The sequence below is a fragment of the Streptomyces sp. NPDC002306 genome, from assembly GCF_053593435.1.
This window is the reverse complement of the sequence record NZ_JBSFCK010000136.1, coordinates 1-1,772: the sequence shown is the minus strand read 5'-3', so window position 1 is coordinate 1,772 and position 1,772 is coordinate 1. Positions and strand designations below refer to the sequence as shown.

The following is a 1,772-nucleotide window of genomic DNA, read 5'->3' as shown; positions in this document are numbered from 1 at the left end:
TCGTACCCGACCTCGTCGAACACCTCGGCCGCCGCCGCAAGGATCTTCTGCCGCGTCCGAATGGCTCGTTCCTGCCGCGCCATCACACACCTCCGTACCGAGCATGCCCGCAAAAGCAAACCGTAAGGTTCGTATCATACTGGCGGTCACTCCAGGTGGCGAGGGTGCACCTCTAGGCAAAACGGCACGTAGATAACGGAACGTCGAATACAGGCCACCCGAAGGTGGCGGCGGAGTACACATAAAACCAGTACACCGGTTTCTTACTGCTTCCAGACCGCACCACCCAAGGCGAGCCACAGACGCCCGGCCGGGAGTCCACATACGCCCAGCGCACCGCCTGTTACACCCGGAGGCCGCGCCTCCGCAGGGGGCAACCGGACAGTCCCCACACCACCCCCGCCCCTGCGATCGATGCCATGGGCTGCACGGAATTGCGGCACAAAGAAAACCGGTTGGTACGTACTTTGTGCGGCCCGGGCCCCCTCCGCGCCGGGAGCCCCTTCAACGGGGAGAGGTCCATGACCTTGCTGACGCTCCAGCAGAAAAGCTCGACCCGCACCTACGAAAGGCGCTCTGCGCATCCGCGCGCCTCTTGCCGTCAGACCGGCGGAAGGTTCTCCGGAAGGATGTAGTCGCCGAAGCCGTGCACGCGCCAATAGCCGTCCGCCGGCCGCCACTGCATCGTGATGATCCACGCGTTCACCAGCACATCCCCCTCCGCATGCACCGCCTGGCCAGGCTCCGGCAGCGCTACGACCTTGGCGTAGCGCACACCGCGTTCCCCCGTGCTCGGAGCATCCGCGCGCGCGGCGAGACCGCAATCGCCGATCATCCCCACGATCGCGGAGAAATCCCCCCAGCCGCCCCAGGACTCCGGAGTGCACAGCAGTCGCAGCGCGGCCACGTCGGGTCCGCCGTCGGCCGTCACAGAGTTGTAGAACGCGAACGCGGTCGACATCGGATTGCGCGGATCGCTCAGGTCACCCGCCTCGGCAGCGGCTGCCACGCCGTCACCGTGGGGTATGGGGCGCGCACCGTGCGGCCAGTCGTCTTCAGGCAGATCTCTCATACCTGACATTGTCCTCTGACCAGCGATGGGAGCCCACGCCGAGGGTCGCCACGATCAGTCTCGCACCCAGGGACTCCGGCCGGCTTTACGGATCGCGCCACAGGAGACGCCTCTTCGGCCACCAGCACCGTCTGGTCGTCGCACAGATACTCGAACATGCGATCGATACAGTCGGCCGGCCAGGCATCCGTATTGCGATACGGGCACTACCGCAGCACTGATCGGCTACGCAGCCTCCCGCTCGCGCCCTCAGCGGGGATGGTGTCGTCATGCTGGCATGTGGATGCATGAACCTGATGGACATCCTGGCGACCCTGACGGGCTACGGCCTGCTGGGCCTCGCCGGCCTCGCCGTGGGCCTGGCCTGCCTGCTCGGGCTGCTGCTCGGTGCGATCGTCGGCATCGGACATCTGGCACGTCGACGGCGGGACGACGATCCCGAGGCGCAGACATCGCACCAGGAGCGAGGGTCGGCCCTCGCATCCTTCCGCTGGGAAGAGGCGCAGGAAGACTGACCTTGCCCCGTGAGGCCATGCCTGGCCCAAGGCAGGCGGATGTCGTCCGTCGCCGCGTGATGTGACATGGCGACGGCGCCGGTCCCGGGGAGGGGGCGGCGCCGTCGCGGGGGTGTGGGTCAGGCTGCGTCGATGATGCCGGAGGCGGCGATCTCGACCTTGGCCTTGGGGGCGCCGGACTGGCT

At 67.2% G+C, this 1,772-nt stretch carries 2 protein-coding genes and 1 pseudogene; 1 reads left to right on the top strand and 2 read right to left on the bottom strand.

From position 1 onward, the window contains the following. Window positions 1–83, bottom strand: a pseudogene (locus ACWCQK_RS42430) (ScbR family autoregulator-binding transcription factor); the annotation flags it as partial. Window positions 84–601: 518 nt separating this feature from the next. Continuing rightward, window positions 602–1,009 carry a hypothetical protein gene (locus tag ACWCQK_RS42425; protein ID WP_451164600.1) on the bottom strand — a complete coding sequence of 136 codons (408 nt, stop codon included), beginning with the start codon at window positions 1,007–1,009 and terminating at the stop codon, window positions 602–604. Window positions 1,010–1,359: 350 nt separating this feature from the next. Here ACWCQK_RS42425 and ACWCQK_RS42420 point away from each other — a divergent pair, with 350 nt between their 5' ends. Beyond that, a complete protein-coding gene (locus ACWCQK_RS42420; RefSeq protein WP_451164598.1) occupies window positions 1,360–1,587 on the top strand; it encodes a hypothetical protein in 228 nt (75 codons plus the stop codon). Window positions 1,588–1,772: the final 185 nt, after the last annotated feature.